The following is a 20,539-nucleotide window of genomic DNA, read 5'->3' as shown; positions in this document are numbered from 1 at the left end:
TAAAGATTATATATTATTAAAGCCACCTGTAAAAGGGTGGCTTTTTTGTTACTTTTGTGTTATGCAGTTAGAGTTTTCATTCATAATTCCGGTTTATAATCGACCAGACGAAACCCAAGAACTTTTAGAGAGTTTTGTGGGGTTAAAAACGGATACAGATTTTGAAATTGTTATCGTTGAAGATGGTTCTACTTTATCATCAAAATCAATAGTAGATGCTTTTAAAAATAAGTTAGATATTTCTTATTATTTCAAAGAAAATTCGGGACCAGGAGATTCTAGAAACTATGGAATGCAACGGGCAAAAGGGAATTATTTTATTATTTTAGATTCCGATTGTATTTTACCACCACAATATTTATCTGAAGTTGAAAAAGGGTTAGAAGCTTATTATGTGGATTGTTTTGGAGGGCCAGATGCGGCACACCAATCGTTTACTAATTTACAGAAAGCTATTAATTTTTCAATGACCTCCTTTATCACTACAGGCGGTATTAGAGGGAATAAAAAAAGTGTAGATACCTTTCAGCCACGGAGTTTTAATATGGGGTTATCAAAAGTAGCTTTTCTTGCTTCTTCTGGTTTCGGACGTATACATCCTGGTGAAGATCCCGATTTATCTATTCGTTTATGGGATTTAGGTTTTAAAACCACTTTAATTCCTGAAGCTTTTGTGTATCATAAACGCCGCATTTCTTGGAGTAATTTTTATAAGCAGGTTAATAAATTCGGAATGGTAAGGCCTATTTTAAATAGCTGGCACCCTTCAACTAAAAAAATAACATATTGGTTTCCTACGTTGTTTTGTTTAGGCTTCGTGTTTTCTATTTTATTGCTTCTTGTTAATATTAATCTTGGCTTAATAGCTTATTCGTTGTATTTCGGAGTTGCTTTTTTATTAGCTTTAATTTCTACCAAAAATATCGTGGTTTCTATTTTGGCAATACCGGCAATAATTATTCAATTTTTTGGTTATGGTTATGGGTTTTTGAAATCGACAATAGCTGTATCCGTTTTAAATAAGGATCCTGAAAATCACTTTCCTAAATTATTCTTTAAATCGAAATGATAAAAAAATTAAAGTCTCATTTATTATCTTCTATAAAAAGTAAAAAAATCAATATTTTTCTACTCTTTCTGGTGTCGGCTTTTATTATCTTGATTTTTAATAAATTATCTAAAGAATATACTAATACTCTAGTGTTTAATATTGAGATGGAGCATGTGCCTCAAGAGCATGTTATTTTGAATGATAGCACTAATTTTTTGGCTATTACCTTAAAAACTCATGGCTTTAAATGGTTAAATTATTACATGAGTTCTCCTAAAGTTAAAATTGATTTTGATAAAGATGTTTATAGAAAAGATTCGGCTTATGTTTGGCACAAATCGATTAAATATTTGGCAAATACACAATTTGAAAGTCATGTAGAATTATTAAATATTTTGCCAGATACGCTTTACTTTAAGTATGGTGTTAATTTGGTTAAAAAAGTACCTATTAGGTTAAAATCGGAGGTAAGTTTTTCTTTAGGTTATGATGTAGCTGGAGATTATAAATTACAACCAGATTCGGTTACTGTAATAGGTCCAGATGTTTTGGTTTCAAAGTTGAAGTTTATTGAAACAAAGCCTGTAAATTTAATAGATGTAAAAACCGATATTACTAAAAATTTAGAATTAGAGCTTCCTAATATGGCCGATTTAAAATTTTCGAGTAGAACAACTGTGTTAAAAGCTAAAGTTGAAAAGTTTACAGAAGGAAAATTAAAGATTCCGGTTCATATTATAAACACGCCAGATTCTTTAAGAATAAAATATTTTCCAAAGGAAATTAACGTATCTTATTACGTGAGTTTAAAAAACTTTAATAGTGTTACTGTAAAAGATTTTAAAGTGGTTTGCGATTATAGTAAAGTCACCAAAGGCTCTACGTTAACGCCAGAATTGGTTAAAATGCCAGAACAGGTTAAAAATGCAAGAGTAAATCAACAATTAATAGAATTTATTATAACGAAATGATTGTAATAGGGCTTACAGGTGGTATTGGTAGCGGGAAAACAACCGTAGCAAAAATGTTTAAGGCATTAGGTGTGCCAGTATATATTGCCGATGTTGAGGCCAAAAAACTGATGCTTAAGTCCAAAATTATTAAGCGTAAACTTATTGCGTTGTTTGGGGAAGAAGCTTACGTGGATCAAAGTTTAAATAAGCCATTTATTGCTAGTATTATTTTTAATGATAAAAATATGCTAAACCAAATGAATGCTATTATTCACCCAAGAGTGGCTAGGCATTTTGAAAAATGGACAGCCAAACAAAATTCAGTCTACGTAATAAAAGAAGTCGCGATTTTATTTGAAAATGGAGGTGATAAACTCTGCGATTATATTATTGCTGTAACGGCTCCCAAAGCAGCTAAAATAGAGCGTGTTTTGGAACGTGATAATACTACAGAAGAAAAGGTAAAAGCGATTATGGACAACCAATGGAGCGATGCCGAAAAAGTAAAGCTTTCGCATTTTGTTATCGAAAATATTGACCTCGAAAAAACTAAAAAACAAGTGGCTTTTGTACATGCCCAGATTCTTAAAAAAATACAGAAATCATAGAATTTTAACATTTTTGTTAATGTAAGGTTAAAAGCTGTTTTAGTAAATGTTAAAATGTTAATTTTGAATAATGAGCAAACGCATAATTTTCGTTTTAATATTGTTAATGAGTTTATCTTTGATAGGGATAATTTCTATCCAAGCTTACTATATTAACAATTCCGTAAAGAACGAAAAAGAACGTTTTAGGAGTAGTGTAAAAACGGCACTTTACTATGTTTCCAATACTATTGAAACTAAGGAAGAGGCAGAGTATGTTTACAAACTTCAGAATTTAGTTTTACAAGGTGTATCGGTAGATACGGCAGCTATTAGAAACTTAAATATTATTCAAGAAGACTCCGATTCTAAAGAAATTGTAGTTTATAGTAGTGGTATTTTAGAAGAAAATTACAAGCTGAGTTCACCGCTTTTTGACATGGGGTTAGATACTATAAATGTGAAACGCATTTATAACGAACGCCAAACAAGAGTTTATAGTAATAAAGAGTCGGATTTAGATTTAAGTTCGAATGATAAATTATTGGTTTTAGAGAAGATGTCTACAACCGATAAAATTTTATTTGAAGATCTTTATAAAGATATTGCACAAAGGCGACCAATTCATCAAAGAGTTTCTAGAGAAACGATTGAAGAAATGCTAGATCGCAAGTTAAAAGAAGATTCGATTAATATTAATTTCGAATTTGCTATTTACAGTAACGATTTGGCAACAAAAATTCAGAGTGATTCCTTTGAGTATGATAAAGCTTCAACCTATTCTGTACCTATTTTTTCTAATATGAATACGGGAAGTCCATATAAATTATTGGTAAATTTCCCGGAAGATGGTAAGTTTATTTTATCGACTATAATTGGTATGATTTTGCTGTCTATAGTGTTTACGTTAATCATTATTATGGCGTATACAGGAGCACTTTATCAGTTAATGAAACAACGTAAAATTTCGGAAATTAAAACCGATTTTATAAATAATATGACGCATGAGTTTAAAACGCCCATTGCGACTATAAATTTAGCTTTAGATTCTATTAAGAATCCTAAAATCATTGGAGATCGTGATAAGGTAATCCGTTACTTAAACATGATTAAAGAAGAGAATAAACGTATGCACGCCCAAGTAGAAAATGTGTTACGTATTTCGAAACTTGAAAAGAATGAGCTAAATATAAGTAAAGAACGTGTTGACTTTCATGAGTTAATAGAAGATGCTATTACCCATGTGGAATTGATTGTGGAAGACAGGCAAGGCTATATACATACGCACTTGAATGCAGAAAGCACATCGGTTTTAGCAAACGAAACACACTTTACAAATGTGGTGGTAAATATTTTGGATAATGCCATTAAATATTCTCCAGAAGCCCCAAAAATAGACGTGTATACGGAAAATGTTGGGACTAATATTATATTGAAAATTAAAGATCAAGGTAGCGGAATGAGTAAAGCTGCCGTAAAACGTGTGTTCGAAAAATTTTATAGAGAACATACTGGAAATATACATAATGTTAAAGGCCATGGACTTGGTTTAGCATACGTGAAACGCATAGTAGATGACCATCAAGGTTATATAACAGTAGAAAGTGAAAAAGACAAAGGAAGTACTTTTACAGTAAGGCTTCCGTTAATATCGTAAATTATGGAAGAGCATAAAAAAAGAATTTTATTAGTAGAAGATGATCCAAATTTTGGAACCGTACTTAAGGATTATTTAATGATGAATGATTATGACGTAACTCATGCCAAAAACGGTATGGAAGGTTTTGAAAAATTCAAAAAGGATGATTTTGATTTATGTATTTTAGACGTTATGATGCCGTATAAAGATGGCTTTACTTTAGCTAAAGAAATACGTGAAAAAAACACTGATGTGCCTATAGTTTTCCTAACGGCTAAAACCATGAAGGAAGATGTGCTTAAAGGTTATAAAGTAGGGGCAGACGACTATTTAAACAAGCCGTTTGATAGTGAGGTGTTACTAATGAAAATAAAAGCTATTATTCAAAGAAAGGCAACAGAAACAGTTTCTGATAGTAAACAATTTGAATTTAAAATTGGTGGCTTCGACTTGAATTCTAAACTCCGTTTTTTAAGCCATAATGGAGCAGAACCTGTAAAGTTATCGCCTAAAGAAAATGAGTTGTTACGTTTGTTAGCATTACATGAAAATGATTTAATGCCTCGTGAATTAGCATTGACTAAAATATGGAGAGACGATAATTATTTTACGTCTAGAAGTATGGATGTTTACATTGCAAAGCTTCGTAAGTATTTAAAATTAGATCCAAAAGTAGAAATACTTAATATACATGGTGAAGGATTTAGATTAGTTGTAAATAGCTAATATTTAAACATAAATAATATTTAAAACCTGTTAGTTTATATAAACTGACAGGTTTTTTTATGGTATATATTTTACTTCGGAAATAGATGTTTAACGCGTATTATGTTAAGTTTTATGTTGAAGTTTAAAATGAAAACACCCTCATTAAAAATTATATTTAGTGAGGGTGTTTTTATGATATTTAAACTGTAGAAAACAGATTGAAATCTAATATTTTGAAATCGTTATTCGATGATCTATAACTCAGGTACCGTTACAGTTTGACAACTAAATTGTTCTTCTGGGCAAGCATCAGTAATTAAGCCATAACAAACCTCGTATGTTCCTGGCTCTAGGGATATAAAAAAGTTTCCTTGATCAAAACCCTCTCCCCAAGCTGTACTTTTTATTGTGTAAAATTTTTCTTCGTAAAATTGTTTTTTCTTTCAAATTAGAGCAAATTGGGCATTATTATATATGCTTCAATAATTTATGTTTTTACTTAAAAACAAAGCAATAAATTAACAATTACACTGTCGGTTTTAGGGAAACAAAAAAAACACTTCAAAGTGAAGTGTTTTTTTGTTTTTAGAGAGTTATGGAACTTTTTTAAATACGAGCAGATAACCATTCTTTTAATTCGTAGAAGTTTTGCGGAGCAACTCCGTGCCCAACAGGAAATTCAGAATATTTATGTTTTATGTTTAATTTACTTAAATAAGGCGCGTTTTGTCTTGCCCAATCTACAGGGATAACCTGATCTACACTACCGTGAGAGCAGTAGAAATCTAAATGGGCATAATCTTCTTTTTGAATAGGTTTCGGAAAAATATCTGGATTAACATAACCACTTAAAGCCACAATGTTTTTAATTTTTTCTGGGTAAGTTAAGGCTACAGTATAACTTAAAATACAACCTTGGCTAAAGCCTAAAAGTGACACACTATCTTTATTTACTGGGTAGGTTTCAATAGCTTCGTCTATAAATTTAGCAATTAAATCTCGAGATAAAATAGCTTGTTCATTATCACTCCATTTTCCTTTTTCAGCATCAAAATTAATAGCATACCAAGCATTTCCATGTGGTTGCATTGGGTAAGGTGCTTTCACTGAAATAATGAAAAGCTCTTCTGGTAATTCGTTTGCAAACGAAAATAAATCGTTTTCATCGCTTCCATAACCATGTAATAAAATGAGTAATGGTGCATTTTCTTTTAAAGATGATTTACGAATTATATGTTCTAAAGATAGATCTCTATTCATTTGTGTATGGGTTTAAACATCAAGAGTTTTCTTGCTGTTTTTAATAGTTACGTTTATTTTTAAAATTTAAAAACTCTTGTTTTTATTTGCCAAGATTAGCAAACATTCTTTGATATAAAGCCCCGACTAAAGGTATAGGTTGTGCTTTTTTACCAACAGCGTTTCCAAATCCAAAAACAAAAAGCACTGCAAAAAATATGTAGAATCCCATAGAAACTAACCAACTATCAAAACTACCAACAATATAACCTAATGCAAAAAAGGTTAACCATAGGCCTAAGGATTGCCTGATATGGAAGGTAGCAAACTCACTCTTTTTTTCGTTGTTTAAATAGAATGCTATTATGGTTCCAAATATGGTTAAATAGCTAATTATAGCATTTTTGCGCCCTATTTCAATATCTTGTACTGTCATTTAAATTATGAGTTTATAGAAATTTTATTGTTAGAAATAATACCGTAAACTTTACCTTTTAAAGCTTCACCTTCAAAAATGGCATTTTTAGATTTCGATATGATGTCATTTTTAGAAAACGTGTATTTTGTATCTGGATTAAATAATGATAAATCTGCTTTGTTGCCAATATTTATCGGTGTGTTTTCTAATCCAAATCGTGATTTTCCTTTGGTTAAAATATCAATAGTTTTCTTAATGGTGAATAAGGATTGAAGTGCTCCAAAAGCCGATTCTAAACCAATAGTACCGTATTTGGCATGGTCGAATTCAATTTTTTTATGTTCGATATCTATTGGGTTATGGTCACTGGTGATCATATCGATAGTACCATCTTTAAGACCTTCAATTAAGGCATCAATATCACTTTGTATGCGTAAGGGAGGTAACACTTTAAAATGTGTATTGAAATCGCTTAATGCTGCATCAGAGAAATATAAGTTATGTATAGCAACGCTACAAGTAATGTTTAGTTTTTTATGTTTGGCTTCGCGTATTAATTCTACCGATTTTGCAGTAGAAATAGTTGGGATATGTAATTTTCCGCCAGTGTATTCTAATAAAAATATATCGCGTGCAATTTGTAATTCTTCTGCCATAGCAGGTATACCTTTTAAACCAAGGGTAGTGCTTGTAATGTTTTCGTTCATTACACCGTGACCTGCAATTTTATTTTCCTGAGGAAAAGCACAAATTAATCCATCAAAATTACTGGCGTATTGCAAAGCAATTTTCATTAAGTTAGGATTTGAAATTGGCTTTTTATAATCGTAAAAAGCTACAGCTCCGGCAGATTTCATATCGTATAATTCGGCTAAATCTTCTCCTTTGCTTCCAACGGTTAAAGCGCCTATAGGTAATAAGCTTACGGCATGGTTTTGCGCTTTAGCATTTACAAATGTAATATTAGAGTTAGAGTCTATTACTGGGTTGCTATTCGCATTCATGGCTACTGCAGTAAAACCAGATGCAGCCGCGGTTTTTAAACCATTTTCTATGGTGTCACGTTCTTCAAAACCGGGTTCTCCAAAACTCACGCTACTATCAAACCAACCTTGAGAAATATGTAAATTATCAAGTTGAATTTCTTGGTAGTTATTGGTGTTTTTAATGGATTTAGCAATGGAAGTAATCACGCCATTTTCAATTAATATATCCTGAGTACTGTTATGAAACTCGCTTTTAGAATCTATTATCGTGGCCGATTTTATAAGTATGTTCATTTAAAATATTTTAATATGCACATTTCAGTAAGTAAAAACGCTAGTGCAAAAATAACAAACCATTTCCATAGCGCATTAATTTTTGAGTCACTTTTTATAGTATCGAAAACTTGAGCAACAGAGTTGTTCAGGTTTATATTTTCCGTGGTAGATAAGTTGGAGTAAAGCAGGTTGCTTTCCGTTCTATCGTAATTATAACTTACGTTTTTAATAACGTCCGTTTTGTTTTTTATGTTGTAAATATTAGCAGTATTCGGTGTTTCAGAAGTTTTAATAAGCACTTTGTTATTAAAAAGTTGCTGTTCCGGAATCATATTTTCAGTTTGGTTGCTCAGCGCTAATACGGCATCTTGTTGCAATTGCGTATTGACTTCAAAGCTATTATTTTTCCCGATGGTATAATATAGCTCAGGGATTTTAAAACTATACTTCCCAATATTGTAAAGAGTAGGTACAATTAGCGGCGAATTTTTAAAGTTGGAATCTTCTTTATTTAAGGCCGAAGTAAATACAAAAGTATTTTTATTTTGAAACAAAAAAGGAGAGCCGTCCTCATATTTAAGAATTGAAGATAGACTTGCAGAATTTATATTATAAAATCCGTTAACTTTTGGATATTGAAAATTAATAACCTGTTTCTCAAATACGCCATTGTTAAATAAAGGATGCGAGTAATTGATATTCGTGATGCGTTTTTCAGTTTTATTGAAACTCTTAAAAGTAGACTGAAAACTTTGAAGCAAATCGTTGTAAGATGCTATGGTAATGTTACTAGACGGAATAATTACAAGCGAACCACCTTGGCTCATAAATTGTTTTAGCGCAGCAGTTAAGGCGTTTGGTATGGTGTTAATTTCATTTAAAACAACTAGATTTTGCGATTCTAAAATGTTATAGTTTAACTGGTTTAAAGCAGACGATGTGTAGTTAAACTCACTAACCGTATAAATACGCTTTAAAAAATCATCATTTCCTTCGTTTATCGCTAATACATTAACTTTTTCGGTGTTATTAATATTGAAAAACAAGCTGTTATCAAACTGTAAACTCGCATCATCTATGCTTATTTTACCGTTTATTATTTTATTTTTTGGTAGTGTAAAGGTCGTGCTCGCTTCCTTATCTATACTTACCGATGTTTTTGCAATTAAAGTGTCGTTATTAAAAAGTGAAACGGGTAGATTCTCCAAAGATTTTCCCGTGTTTTTCAAAAGGACACTTAATTTAATTTCAGAGGCTGTTTTGTTTGAAATAAAAGCGCTATCAATAGCGATGTTTTCGTTGTTTACAGGTTGAAGTTGAACAAAATAATTTGTTTTCAAAGAGTCTTTCTCAATTGAAAAACCTTGATTACTATCTTGAAAATCTGATATATAAATTAAGCTTTTTAAGCTGCTTTTTTGTTTGCTGAAAAAAGTATTACTTTTTAAATAGGCCGCTTGAGACGTTAGTGGAGTAGCGGCATACCCAAGTTGTAGTAAATCGTTTTTAATACTTTTAATAGTTACGTTTTTATAGACGTTGTTATTGGTTAAAAGTGTTATGTTTTCGTTTTCAGGAACATGCGCTATAATATCTTGTATAGCTCTTTTTAAAAGCTCGCCTTTATTACCTTTAGCTTGCATGCTAAACGAATTATCTAAATAAATTACCGTTTCTTTTTTCGATTTAAAAGCGTTTGTTTTTGCTGTAAAAGGTTGAGCAAAGGCTAATACAAGGCAGGCTAATAATAATAAGCGCGTGCAGAGAATAAGCCATTTTTTAATTTGCGAACTTTTTCGAGCTTGTAGTTTTGCTTCTTTTAAAAAAGCAACGTTGGTAAAATCTACTTTTTCAAATTTACGTAATTGAAATAAGTGAATAATTATAGGGATAAGCAGTAAAAATAAGGCGTAAAGAAGTTCGGGGTGTTTAAACTGCATGTTTTTTTATAATTACACAAATATAGAGAATGAAAAAAATAATGCCATCAATTCACGAATATTTTTCTAACAATAAACTCAAAAAATACAATTAACAGAAAAAGACATAATCTTCAATTGGTTTTAAGTTAAGTCCTTTCATATATTCTAAAATATCTTTCTGTTCGCTTTTATTAGCTACAGTAATAATGCTTTGTGCGTGGCCAGTTTCAGCTAAATAATTAAAAGGTTTAAGAATTACGCCATAGATGTCGCGACCAATTTTATTAGGGTTATCGCAAATCCATTCAAAAGGTATCTTTTTTTCAATCAATTTTTTAGCAATGGTTTTTCCTTTTTTTCCGGCTCCCCAAATTATTAAGGTTTTGTCGGGATTGTAATCGAGTTCTAGAAAATATTTCAGCTTAATATCAATAAAATGATTTTCAGCATAATGGACATGTGTGCGCGAAGTACGGGTATTATAATCGCGCCAATTGTGCAAAACTTCATTACAAGGTATACACTTAAAGCCATGTTTGTAAAACCGAAAAGCTAAGTCGTAATCTTCAGGATATAAGTTGGGGTTAAAGGCATCGCAGGCAATAAAATCGCTGCGGTAAACCATCCAGCAAGGTGACGGAATAACACATTCTTTATAAATTTCAGAAAAATTAATTCCTTTTTCAGTTAAACCGTTCAACCAAACTTCATAGCTTTTATAGCCATCTTTTATGCCATCTTCAGCAAAATAATTAACTAATCCAACGGCAACATGTTGCGTGCCGTGTGTTATTAAGTTATGTGCTAAAACCTTAATTTTGTTGGGTAGCATAATATCATCGCTATCCATGCGGGTAATAAGTTCTCCACTACTTTTAGAAAATGCGAGTTGCAATGCATCAATAATTCCGTTTCCTATATTCTTATAAAGTTGTATTCTTGCATCTTTAAGCGCGAAAGAGTTTACAATATCAAAACTATCGTCAGTAGAACCGTCGTCTATAATAAGTAATTCCCAATTGGAATAACTTTGGTTTATAATAGATGTTAGGCACGGTTTTAAATACGCTCCGGTGTTTTTAAACGGAATGAGAATACTGACTAATGGTTTTTGCATGTTGCGAATTTAACAAAACCTTAGGAGAATAATATGTAACAGAATGGTAATTTCGAGGTCAATTATTTATACTTAAGTAGTCTGCATGAATCTGCTAAAAATTCTATGCGTTTAGTTAAAATAGAGTGATTATAAATCGAGGTTGTGCCAGACCAAATTCATGCACAGCCGTAATTAAATTAAAAGTAAAATATGAATACCAAGTTCCTTTCCGCATCTGTCATGATGGGGCTTTTATTAGCAAGTTGTAATTCAACAAAAAACGCAAAAAACGATTTAGCTGTAAGTACACCAATAGAAACATCTATTAATTTAGATAACGTTACCGATGATAAAGCTCCAGTAGTTATCAATCCAGGGCGTTTTACAGTATCTAGCGTAACTTATAGATTACCAAGAGTGGTACAAGGAACGTATTCTGTTAGCGATTTTGGTAAGTATGTAGACGATTTTAAAGCCATTAACTACAAAGGTGAAAGTATGCCAGTAGTAAAGGTAGACGAAAACACATGGACGATTGCCAATGCAAAAGAATTGGATAAAATAACTTATTTAGTAAACGATACTTTCGATATCGAAACTAAAGGTGGTATTGGTGGTGAAGAGCCATTTTCTCCATCGGGAACTAATATTGAGCCAGAAAACTATGTGCTTAACTTACATGGTTTTATTGGGTATTTCGATACTTTAAAAAACAACCAATATAAATTGGACGTAACAGGTTCTGCAGATTTTGTTCGTACATCAGCATTACAAACTGTAAATTCTAAAACTAGTGAAGACGGTAAAAGTGTAACTACAAGTTATTTTGCAACCCGTTATTTCGATATTACCGACAACCCAATGATGTATGGTAAACTCGATGTAGAAGAGTTTATGGTTGGCGATATTAAAATTGTATTAAGCGTTTACTCGCCAAACAATGTACATTCTGCAGCCTCTTTAAAAGATGTTGTTTTTAAAATGATGCAAGCTCAAAAAGTGTTTTTAGGCGATATTAACTCAACACCTCGATACGATATTTACCTGTATTTATCGGAAGGGACAGAAGAGTCTCCAAAAGGTTTTGGCGCATTAGAGCACCACACATCTACAGTTGTAGTTTTACCAGAAGATATGGACGAGGCTACAATAGCTAGCAGCATGACAGATGTAGTATCTCATGAATTTTTCCATATTGTAACGCCCTTAAGCGTACACTCAGAAGATGTTCATTATTTCGATTACAACAACCCAACATTCTCTAAGCATTTATGGATGTACGAAGGTGTAACCGAGTATTTTGCAACTCTTTTTCAGGTAAGTGAAGATCTAGTTTCAGAAGATGAGTTTTTTAACAAAATCATGGAAAAAGTACAAGCGTCTCAAAACATGAACGATGCTATGAGTTTTACCATAATGAGCGAAAATATACTAAAAGCACCTTACAAAGATCAATATACAAACGTGTACCAAAAAGGAGCACTAATAGGTATGTGCATAGATATTATTTTACGCGAAGAAAGTAACGGTCAACGTGGGATTTTATCTTTAATGAAAGAACTGTCTAATAAATACGGAAAAAACAAACCGTTTGAAGATGATAAACTTATCGACGAAATTGTAGCCATGACATACCCATCGTTACGCGACTTTTTCGACAACCATGTTATTGGCGATATTCCAATTAATTATAACCAATTTTTAAGCAAAGTAGGTTTAGAAATCACCGAAGGAAAAATAGAAACAAGCTATGTACACAATGCAGGAACCTTATTATTTGGAGCAAATCCAGAAAAAGGAGAAGTTTTCTTTACAGAAGAAGTGACTAAAAATAGCTTCTGGAACGAGCAAGGTGTGCAAGCAAACGATGTTTTAAAAGCTGTATCTGGTGAGCCATTTACAATGCAAAACGCAAACGATTTATTACAAAAAATGTTTGCTTGGACTCCAGGAACCGATATAAACGTAACTCTAAACCGTGATGGAAAAGATATTGAAATCAATACCAAAACCACAAAATCGTACACTATGGGTAACGGTATCTTTGAAAAAGCCGATGTTAATGAAGCTCAAAAAACATTACGCGAAGCTTGGTTAAAAGGCTAAACGTAATTACATAAAAATTAAATTAAAACGATTGATGAACTGTAAAGTTTGTCAATCGTTTTTTTTTATGGCGTTACCCGAAAAGGGGCGGGCTTTCCGCTATATCTTTTTACAAAGGTTTGGAGTGTTCTGTTTGTAATAGCACTTCAATTAAAACTTGTTTCATCCTTATTTTATAGGCTTAGCCAATTTGTAAAAAGGATGCCGCATCAATCCCTAACGCGGGGCTGTTTGTAGAGAATGTGCTAAAGCCTAAACACAAGTTTCATCTTGTAATAAATTTAAAGTTTAAAATTATTTACTTAAAATACAACGCCAAAAACACACCCATATAATTGTATGAAAAACTATGGCTTTATAGAGGCATTTTCTATCTTTGCAGTATGAGTGAATTTAAAGATTTTTTTGAAAGATTACAACAAAGTGTAATCGATGATGAGTTTGTAAAACTAACCTTAAGTAGACCTTTAAGAAAAAGCGAAGGCTTAGTAAATGTTTATGCCCGTTTGTTTGTAGTTGAAGGAAAAACAATCTTTCAATTTAAATACCGCCATACCGAAGAGGAGTTATACAAACAATTTTCTTTACCCGAGGCTATTGCCGAAATAGAAGAATTACTAACAAATTCGTTTAGAGGCGGAACTTTATTTACTTTAAAGGAAGACTTATTACTTGTTGTTTCTAAAAAGAAAAAGGTATCGTACAGAGAGAATGCGCCAAGTTTTAAAAATAAATTACCAGACGTACCATTAGAATCATAAGCACTGTGGTGTTTACTAGTTTATACAAAACAAAAAAGCTCAAGATTTAAATCTTGAGCTTTTTTGTTTTATAATATGTAATCTAACTTTTTAGTACAAACTGGCTTTTAATACTCGCAACATCATTTTCTGTTATTTTTTTAGCCGATTTCTTTATTTTTTCAATAAAAACATCTGCTTCTTCTTTAGTTCCTGGAGCGCCTAAATTTTGGCCTTTAGCATTGTAAGCATCTGTAATTACATTTAAATCCGCATCTAGAATAACCCAAAACGGTAAACCCGCTTTTTCGCCGTTATATTTTTTTAGTAAATCGTTAGATCCCGGATTCTCTAAATGTTCCTTTCCTTTAGATTCTTTTACCACAACGGGCACGGTAACATAGTTTGTTTCAAAAAAGGCTTTAGTTCCATCGGCTTTCATGTCTTTCGTCATTTTTTTACACCAACCGCACCAAGAAGCTTCAAACTTTATAAATATAGCTTTGCCTTCTTTTTTAGCTTCGGTCTGCGCTTTATCTAATAAGCTAGAGGTGCTTTCTTGAGCCGAAATAGAGTTGTTAAAAGCAAGTAAACCGGTAATTAAAAGGATTAAAATTTTAATTTTCATGAATAAGTTTTTAAGGTATTATCAAATGTAAAAAAATAATTAGAGTTACTTCTATTAAAAGGCTAATTCCATTTTAATATCGGCGCGTTCGTAATGGTTGTTTTCTTCCAAAGGGATTTCAACAAAACCATACTTTTTATAGACGTAAATGGCGTTTTCTAATTTCCGGTTAGAATAGATAATAAGTTTAGGGATCTGTTTGATTTTAGCAAAGTCAATAACGTGATGCATAAGTTTTTGCCCAATTTTAAACCCGCGATTAGGTGGAGAAACAGCCATTTTGGTTAATTCAAAATTATTAGTGCCTTCCATTTTCATTAAAGCTACTGTACCCACAATATCATTATTAAATTTTGCGAAAAATATATGGCCACCTTGGTCGATAATATGGGCTTCACAGTTTTTAAGCACCATTTCATCGTAAGGTTCTACATAAAAAAGCGATTTTAACCACTCTATATTTAGGTTATAAAAATCTGTTGTGTATTTTTGCTCGAAAGGTATTATTTCTACCGTCATAATTGTTCGTTAGTTCTTTTTAAAAAAGCGAGAACTAAATTACGTTATATTTTTTTTAATGAGGGTATTCGATCCAAAATAATAAGTGGTGCGTATATAGAACAAATGTCGACAGTACATTTAGTATTAAAACTAAACTTTAAATTTATAAAATATATGGAAAATTCTAACAACAGTACAGGGCTTAAAGTGGCTTTAGGGATTGCATTGGTTTTATTTTTGGCAACTGGTTTTTATGCCATGAACCTTAATAAGAAAAGTAACGAGGTAGAGCAGGAGTTAACCGAACAAAAACGTTTGGTAATGAACGATCTTAACACAATGGCTAAACAATATGATGAGGCGATTAGTGAAAATCAAATTTCGAACAAAAATTTAATTGATGCTCGTGGTAGAATTCAAGGATTAATAGATTCTTTACAGATTTCTGAAACTAACGTAAAAAGTTTGTGGAGATACAAACAAAAATATGCATCGTTACAAAAAGAAATGGATGCCTTATTAGCACAAAATGATTCTTTACGTGTAGAGAACTCGTATTTAGCAACATCTTTAGATAGCACTAGAGTACGTTTAGAAGAGCGTACTATTTTTACAGATTCTTTATTGATACAAAATACTGCATTAGCAGAAGTAGTTAACAATGCATCTGTTTTAGGTGCTGTGGGTTTAAAAGGTTTTGGCGTTATAGAGCGTGCTTCTGGAAAATTAATTCCAACAGAACGTGCTAGCCGTACAGATAAAATTAGAGTTTGCTTTACGGTTCCTAAAAATGCTTTAGTGCAAAGTGGAGATCAAGAATTGTATGTACAAGTTGTAGACCCATTAAACCGTACGTTAGGCTTAAACGAGCAAGTACAGTTCGATGAAACTATTGTAAACTACAGTATGATTAGTAAGTTTAATTATGAAAATATAAGCCTTAATGTTTGCGAGTTTGTAGCATCTGAAGGTAAAGAGAAGTTTGAAAAAGGACGTTACGTGGTTAATGTTTATAACGATAAAGATTTAGTATCAAGCTCTGAGTTTAGGCTTAAATAGACTCATTAATTAACACTTAATAGCTGAAACTCAAGTTTTTTAAACTTGAGTTTTTTTTATTTAAAAAATCACTGTTTTTGCATTTAAACCGATTTATTTATCGTTTTGTCTTATATTTGAAAACTTAAATTAAAAACAAACCCCAAAAAATAACTTATGAAAACTATTAAATTAATTGCAAGTGCATTTCTATTAACATTAATTGTTGGTTGTGATGCGCTAGATGAATTAACCAAATTTGAAATTAATTACACCGAATCTGTCGTTATACAATCTACCACTGTGGTAGATGTGCCTTTTTTCATGGAAACTCCAGAGGTTACTACGAACTCGGAATCTACTTTTGAGAATAACAATACCAAAAAAGATTTAATAGAGTCTATTAATCTGACTGATATGGAATTGAAGTTGATCTCGCCAGAAGAGGGCGATTTTAATTTCTTGAATTCTATTAATATTTATATTTCTGCGGAAGATGAAGAGGAAATGCTAATTGCTTGGATGGAAGAGGTACCGGAAAATGCAGAAAAGAGCCTTATGCTGGAAACAACTAACGAAGATTTAAAGGTGTACATTAAAAGTGATGCTTATACGCTTAGAGTAGAAGCTGTAACGGATGAGTTAATTTCTGAAGACCATAATATTGATGTGAATTCTGCATTTTATGTAGATGCTAAAATATTTGGATTATAGTATTATTACAAATAATTGTAGTGGTTTAAATGGCACTTTGCTTTATAGAACTACCGCTGCAAGCTATGCGCAAGGGATAGCAGTGTAAAGCCCACAGTAAGCCCGATGAGAATCGGGCTTACGAGGACTTGCAACGTATAGCCCGACCCGATAGGGTTGCGCCCAAAATAAAGTTATTGACTAGGGTTTCTACTTATCTTTTTTTGCATTACCTTTGTTTACCAAATACGTTTGGAACACCATATGAGTCAAAAAGTTTTACTTAACGCTAAAGCCATAAATATCATTCTTCACAGATTGGCTTGCCAGCTTATTGAACGACATCACGATTTTTCGAATACCGTTTTAATTGGTTTGCAACCACGTGGCGTGTTTTTAGCGAGCCGATTGGCTAAAATTTTAACCGAAGATTATAAAATTAAAGATATTAAATTAGGGCAATTGGATATTACCTTTTATCGTGACGATTTTAGACGTAGCGATAAACCGTTGGAGGCCAATGCCACTAAAATTAATTTTTTAGTTGAAGATAAAAATGTAGTTTTTGTGGACGATGTTTTATACACTGGACGTAGTATTCGTTCGGCTTTAACAGCTATACAGTCGTTTGGGAGACCTCAAGAAATTGAGCTTTTAACACTTATTGATAGACGTTTTAGTAGACATTTACCGATACAGCCCGATTACCGTGGCCGCCAGGTAGATGTTATTAATAACGAAAAAGTGAAAGTAAACTGGACGGAGCAAGATGGTGAAGACGCGGTTTATTTAATTGAAAAATAGTTTTTTAGTTTAAAGAAGCTAGATAATATACAATTTGAACAACTGGCAACTATTGGGGCCAACTGAATATTAAAATCATGAGCGAATTAAGTGTAAATCACTTATTAGGTATAAAATACCTGAACAAACAGGATATTCAACTTATTTTTGAAACGGCCGATCATTTTAAAGAAGTGATAAACCGACCGATTAAAAAGGTGCCTTCGCTGCGTGATATTACCATTGCCAATTTATTTTTCGAAAATTCTACGAGAACAAAGTTATCGTTCGAGTTGGCAGAAAAACGTTTATCGGCCGATGTATTAAATTTTTCTTCGGCACAATCTTCTGTTAAAAAAGGAGAAACTTTAATCGATACGGTAAACAATATTTTATCGATGAAAGTGGATATGGTTGTAATGCGGCACCCAAACCCTGGTGCTGGTGTGTTTTTATCTAAACATGTTAAGGCAAGCATTATAAATGCTGGCGATGGCGCACATGAACACCCTACGCAAGCCTTGTTAGATTCGTATTCTATTAGAGAAAAATTAGGCGGTGTTAAAGGGAAAAAAGTGGTTATTGTTGGCGATATTCTGCATAGTAGAGTAGCGCTGTCTAACATATTTGCATTGCAATTACAAGGTGCTGAGGTTATGGTTTGCGGACCAAAAACTTTATTACCAAAATATATTGATAAATTAGGGGTAAAGGTAGAAACCGATTTAAGGAAAGCTTTAAATTGGTGCGATGTTGCTAATATGCTGCGTGTACAAAATGAGCGTATGGATATTAGTTATTTTCCATCAACACGAGAATATACGCAACAATTTGGAGTTACAAAAGATTTGCTAAATTCGCTAGATAAAGAAATTACCATTATGCATCCCGGACCAATAAACCGTGGCGTAGAGATTACGAGCGATGTTGCCGATTCTGATCAGGCTATAATTCTAGATCAGGTGCAAAATGGCGTTGCCGTACGTATGGCGGTAATTTATTTATTGGCATCTAAAATAAAACAATAGTTATGATTATTGATCAAAAAGAAAATACATCTATTATTACTCAAGAGAAAGCTACGAGTATAGAATTGATAAAAAAAATACAAGCTTTATATCCTAAGTTTAAAAACAATAATATTATTGTTGCTTTAACATCTTTAGATGCTATAAGTACGGATGAGGTTGTAGAGTTTTTACAAATTTCTAATACACATCGTGCAGCTAAACATTCTTTCGTTATTGTATCTAGTAAAATAGATTTAGACGAAGCTCCAGAAGATTTAGCTATTGTGCCTACCTTACAAGAAGCTCACGACCTTATCGAAATGGAGGTTATGGAACGCGACTTAGGTTTGTAAAATGAGTACACTCTATTTAGCCCAAGTAAATATTGCCAAATGTTTGGCGCCACTTAGCGATCCCATTATGCAAGGTTTTATAAATAATGTGGATAAAATGAATGCCATTGCCGATAAAAGCGAAGGTTTTGTTTGGCGTTTAAAAGATGAGGATAAAGATGCTGCTGTTTTAGTTTTTAAAGATGATACTTTAATTATTAATATATCGGTTTGGGAAAGTAGAGAAGCTCTTTTTAATTACACTTACAATTCTGACCATATTGAAGTTTTTAAGCGTAAAAAAGAATGGTTTAGCAAAATTAAAATGATGCATCTTGCGTTTTGGTACGTACCAGAAGGTTATATACCAACGTTTCAGGATGCTAAAGATAGATTAGATTATTTAAATGCACACGGCGAAACGCCTTATGCTTTTTCTTTTAAAAGTAAGTTTACAGCTGCCGATGCCTTACAATACAAAACACTAAATTAAAATTTATGAAGCTCACTATTTTAGGCTGTTATAGCGCAACTCCAAGAGCTTTAACCAATACTACATCTCAGGTTTTAGAAATTAATAATCATATGTTTCTAATTGATTGTGGAGAAGGTACACAGGTACATTTACGTAGACATAAAATTAAATTCAATAGAATTAAGCATGTGTTTATTTCACATTTACATGGCGATCACTTTTTTGGGTTAGTAGGTTTAATTTCAACCTTTAGATTGTTGAAAAGAGAAGCCGATTTGCATGTTTATGGCCCAAAAGGCATCAAAGAAATTGTAACACTACAAATGAAATTGGCCGATTCTTGGACTAATTATAACTTGTATTTCCATGAGTTATCTTCTAAAGAATCTCAACTGGTATATGAAGATGATGTGGTTGAGGTACACACCATTCCTTTAGAGCATCGTATATATACTAACGGTTATTTGTTTAAGGAAAAGGAAGGTGAGCGTAAATTAGACGTAGATTTAGCAGAAGAAGCTAATATAAATGTAGCTTACTATAGAAAGTTAAAACAAGGCTTTGATGTTGAGAACGAAGATGGTGTTTTAATTAGAAATGAAAGCGTTACAAGGGATGCTGAAAAACCTAAAAGTTACGCTTTTTGCAGTGATACAGTCTATAAGGAAGATATTGTGCCCATAATAAAAGATGTAGATGTATTATATCATGAATCGACATTTTTAGAAAAACATGCACATTTAGGACCAAAAACTAAACATTCTACAGCTAAAGAAGCAGCTAGCATTGCTAAGCAAGCCAATGTGGGCACTTTAGTGTTGGGGCATTTTTCTACACGTTATGGCGGTTTGGAAGGCTTTAAAACGGAAGCCGAGGAGGTTTTTGATAATGTAAAGCTAAGCGGAGACGGTAAGGTGTTTGATTTTAGTTAATGGTTGCCATTTTTTCTGTTATACTTTTAGCTTCTTAAATTTTTGTAGCCAGCATATGGCTTCTTCTAAAGATAAGCAGCGTTTTAATTTTTTTTGAGAAAAGTATTTTTCTAGAGTAGCTACTTTGTAGCTCGAATTTTTATATACTATTATGGCACTTGCAACCATAAAGTTATATTCAGTATGTGTTCTCACCCAATTATTAGGATCTACAGAGTAATTGTTTATTCTATTTGAGATAAACCCAACTTTACAATCGTCACCATAAAATTCTAAGATTTCATTAATTATAATAAGGCATTTGTCCCAATCAAAATGTACACCTTCATTTAATTCTGAAATTACAATGTTGTTACAAAAATAGTATGTTCCGAAGGGAAGTTCAATTTCCTTATGTGTCATACTATTAAAGTATTTTGTTTT

Annotated in this window: 22 protein-coding genes; 14 read left to right on the top strand and 8 right to left on the bottom strand. The window is 32.3% G+C overall.

Going from position 1 to position 20,539, the window contains the following annotated elements; all coding sequences use genetic code 11:
* The first annotated feature begins 61 nt into the window (after positions 1–61).
* The 5 genes from V6246_RS05805 (at position 62) to V6246_RS05785 (ending at position 4,956) form a co-directional block, all read left to right on the top strand.
* Entirely contained in the window at positions 62–1,069 is a 1,008-nt protein-coding gene (locus V6246_RS05805) for a glycosyltransferase (RefSeq protein ID WP_341559573.1), read from the top strand.
* On the top strand, positions 1,066–2,022 hold the full coding sequence (locus V6246_RS05800) for a CdaR family protein (protein ID WP_341559572.1): 957 nt from the start codon (positions 1,066–1,068) through the stop codon (positions 2,020–2,022). The genes V6246_RS05805 and V6246_RS05800 overlap by 4 nt, the downstream gene beginning before the upstream one ends.
* The gene (coaE, locus tag V6246_RS05795; RefSeq protein WP_341559571.1) at positions 2,019–2,612 is read left to right on the top strand and encodes a dephospho-CoA kinase; all 594 of its coding nucleotides are present in this window, start codon (positions 2,019–2,021) and stop codon (positions 2,610–2,612) included. Before V6246_RS05800 ends, coaE begins: the two co-directional genes overlap by 4 nt.
* Positions 2,613–2,718: 106 nt before the next feature.
* Complete coding sequence (locus V6246_RS05790) at positions 2,719–4,248, top strand: sensor histidine kinase (RefSeq protein WP_341559570.1); 1,530 nt, start codon at positions 2,719–2,721, stop codon at positions 4,246–4,248.
* A 3-nt stretch (positions 4,249–4,251) separates the two neighbouring features.
* Positions 4,252–4,956 (top strand): response regulator transcription factor, encoded by a 705-nt coding sequence (locus V6246_RS05785; RefSeq protein ID WP_159021018.1) that lies wholly within the window; start codon positions 4,252–4,254, stop codon positions 4,954–4,956.
* 588 nt (positions 4,957–5,544) lie between these two features.
* Here the strand turns inward: V6246_RS05785 and V6246_RS05780 are convergent.
* The 5 genes from V6246_RS05780 to V6246_RS05760 all read right to left on the bottom strand — a co-directional run bounded on the left by V6246_RS05780 (position 5,545) and on the right by V6246_RS05760 (position 10,896).
* On the bottom strand, positions 5,545–6,198 hold the full coding sequence (locus V6246_RS05780) for an alpha/beta hydrolase (RefSeq protein ID WP_341559569.1): 654 nt from the start codon (positions 6,196–6,198) through the stop codon (positions 5,545–5,547).
* 82 nt (positions 6,199–6,280) lie between these two features.
* A complete protein-coding gene (locus V6246_RS05775; RefSeq protein WP_304404112.1) occupies positions 6,281–6,613 on the bottom strand; it encodes a hypothetical protein in 333 nt (110 codons plus the stop codon).
* A gap of 5 nt (positions 6,614–6,618) precedes the next feature.
* Positions 6,619–7,875: a dihydroorotase gene (locus tag V6246_RS05770; RefSeq protein WP_341559568.1), complete on the bottom strand. Its 1,257-nt coding sequence runs from the start codon at positions 7,873–7,875 to the stop codon at positions 6,619–6,621.
* The gene (locus tag V6246_RS05765; RefSeq protein ID WP_341559567.1) at positions 7,872–9,797 is read right to left on the bottom strand and encodes a BatA domain-containing protein; all 1,926 of its coding nucleotides are present in this window, start codon (positions 9,795–9,797) and stop codon (positions 7,872–7,874) included. The genes V6246_RS05770 and V6246_RS05765 overlap by 4 nt, the downstream gene beginning before the upstream one ends.
* A gap of 91 nt (positions 9,798–9,888) precedes the next feature.
* The gene (locus V6246_RS05760; protein ID WP_341559566.1) at positions 9,889–10,896 is read right to left on the bottom strand and encodes a glycosyltransferase family 2 protein; all 1,008 of its coding nucleotides are present in this window, start codon (positions 10,894–10,896) and stop codon (positions 9,889–9,891) included.
* 192 nt (positions 10,897–11,088) lie between these two features.
* Here V6246_RS05760 and V6246_RS05755 point away from each other — a divergent pair, with 192 nt between their 5' ends.
* Entirely contained in the window at positions 11,089–12,984 is a 1,896-nt protein-coding gene (locus V6246_RS05755) for a M61 family metallopeptidase (protein ID WP_341559565.1), read from the top strand.
* Positions 12,985–13,367: 383 nt separating this feature from the next.
* Positions 13,368–13,745: a hypothetical protein gene (locus V6246_RS05750; RefSeq protein ID WP_341559564.1), complete on the top strand. Its 378-nt coding sequence runs from the start codon at positions 13,368–13,370 to the stop codon at positions 13,743–13,745.
* An 82-nt stretch (positions 13,746–13,827) separates the two neighbouring features.
* Here V6246_RS05750 and V6246_RS05745 read toward each other — a convergent pair whose 3' ends face one another.
* Together V6246_RS05745 and V6246_RS05740 are read right to left on the bottom strand one after the other, a co-directional pair.
* Positions 13,828–14,352 (bottom strand): thioredoxin family protein, encoded by a 525-nt coding sequence (locus V6246_RS05745; protein ID WP_341559563.1) that lies wholly within the window; start codon positions 14,350–14,352, stop codon positions 13,828–13,830.
* Between the two features lie 54 nt (positions 14,353–14,406).
* Positions 14,407–14,871, bottom strand: a complete 465-nt coding sequence (locus V6246_RS05740; RefSeq protein WP_341559562.1) for a GNAT family N-acetyltransferase — start codon at positions 14,869–14,871, stop codon at positions 14,407–14,409.
* Between the two features lie 156 nt (positions 14,872–15,027).
* On the opposite strand from V6246_RS05740, the gene V6246_RS05735 reads away from it, so the two are divergent.
* The 7 genes from V6246_RS05735 (at position 15,028) to V6246_RS05705 (ending at position 20,116) form a co-directional block, all read left to right on the top strand.
* A complete protein-coding gene (locus tag V6246_RS05735) occupies positions 15,028–15,912 on the top strand; it encodes a chromosome partitioning protein ParA (RefSeq protein WP_159021007.1) in 885 nt (294 codons plus the stop codon).
* A 156-nt stretch (positions 15,913–16,068) separates the two neighbouring features.
* Positions 16,069–16,605 (top strand): hypothetical protein, encoded by a 537-nt coding sequence (locus tag V6246_RS05730; protein ID WP_341559561.1) that lies wholly within the window; start codon positions 16,069–16,071, stop codon positions 16,603–16,605.
* Positions 16,606–16,848: 243 nt separating this feature from the next.
* A complete protein-coding gene (pyrR, locus tag V6246_RS05725; RefSeq protein WP_159021005.1) occupies positions 16,849–17,388 on the top strand; it encodes a bifunctional pyr operon transcriptional regulator/uracil phosphoribosyltransferase PyrR in 540 nt (179 codons plus the stop codon).
* Positions 17,389–17,465: 77 nt separating this feature from the next.
* Positions 17,466–18,395 carry an aspartate carbamoyltransferase catalytic subunit gene (locus V6246_RS05720; protein ID WP_159021004.1) on the top strand — a complete coding sequence of 310 codons (930 nt, stop codon included), beginning with the start codon at positions 17,466–17,468 and terminating at the stop codon, positions 18,393–18,395.
* 2 nt (positions 18,396–18,397) lie between these two features.
* Positions 18,398–18,730, top strand: coding sequence for a ribonuclease Z (locus tag V6246_RS05715; protein WP_159021003.1), 333 nt, complete (start codon positions 18,398–18,400; stop codon positions 18,728–18,730).
* A gap of 1 nt (position 18,731) precedes the next feature.
* Complete coding sequence (locus V6246_RS05710) at positions 18,732–19,202, top strand: DUF3291 domain-containing protein (RefSeq protein ID WP_341559558.1); 471 nt, start codon at positions 18,732–18,734, stop codon at positions 19,200–19,202.
* A gap of 5 nt (positions 19,203–19,207) precedes the next feature.
* The gene (locus V6246_RS05705; RefSeq protein WP_341559556.1) at positions 19,208–20,116 is read left to right on the top strand and encodes a ribonuclease Z; all 909 of its coding nucleotides are present in this window, start codon (positions 19,208–19,210) and stop codon (positions 20,114–20,116) included.
* A gap of 18 nt (positions 20,117–20,134) precedes the next feature.
* On the opposite strand, the gene V6246_RS05700 is transcribed toward V6246_RS05705, so the two are convergent.
* On the bottom strand, positions 20,135–20,518 hold the full coding sequence (locus V6246_RS05700) for a hypothetical protein (protein ID WP_341559554.1): 384 nt from the start codon (positions 20,516–20,518) through the stop codon (positions 20,135–20,137).
* Positions 20,519–20,539: the final 21 nt, after the last annotated feature.

It is taken from the genome of Algibacter sp. TI.3.09 (assembly GCF_038154905.1).
Classification (GTDB): Bacteria; Bacteroidota; Bacteroidia; order Flavobacteriales; family Flavobacteriaceae; genus Algibacter.
The sequence above is the reverse complement of the archived record's forward strand: the minus strand, read 5'-3'. Positions and strand labels throughout refer to the sequence as shown.